Origin of the sequence: Alteromonas sp. ALT199 (genome assembly GCF_018619335.1) — a bacterium.
In the GTDB taxonomy this organism is placed as follows: Bacteria; Pseudomonadota; Gammaproteobacteria; order Enterobacterales; family Alteromonadaceae; genus Alteromonas.
The window spans coordinates 1,117-1,434 of sequence record NZ_JAHHDX010000116.1 but is presented as its reverse complement, the minus strand read 5'-3'; the positions used below and the strand labels follow the sequence as shown (position 1 = coordinate 1,434).

Sequence of the window (318 nt, the reverse complement as noted above, 5' to 3'; positions counted from 1 at the left end):
ATATTGTGTATATCTCTTGTAACCCTGAAACTTTGGCGCAAAACCTTGCGCTTTTAAGTGAAACCCACAATGTCGCGCAGTCTGCGCTTTTCGATCAGTTCCCGTTCACTCATCACATTGAGGCAGGTGTTCTACTTACACGCAAAGGCTAGTTTGCGTGTAAGTCATCTTTATTTACTACTCTTTGCCTTCAACAAGAACGTGATGGCTAACTGAACCGTCAATTCTTAGTTTTAGTAACGGTAGGTATTCTGGGTCAGACATAAAATCGAGTGCGCTTTGTTTTGAAGGCCACTGAATGATAACGCGAATGGCGGG

At 43.4% G+C, this 318-nt stretch carries 1 protein-coding gene and 1 pseudogene; one reads left to right on the top strand and one right to left on the bottom strand.

Annotated features, from left to right (window positions below; all coding sequences use genetic code 11):
• Positions 1 to 152 (top strand): annotated as a pseudogene (locus tag KL866_RS12410) (tRNA (uridine(54)-C5)-methyltransferase TrmA); the annotation flags it as partial.
• A gap of 25 nt (positions 153 to 177) precedes the next feature.
• Here KL866_RS12410 and KL866_RS20645 read toward each other — a convergent pair.
• Positions 178 to 303, bottom strand: a complete 126-nt coding sequence (locus KL866_RS20645; protein WP_409173986.1) for a DUF1330 domain-containing protein — start codon at positions 301 to 303, stop codon at positions 178 to 180.
• Between the last annotated feature and the right edge of the window lie 15 nt (positions 304 to 318).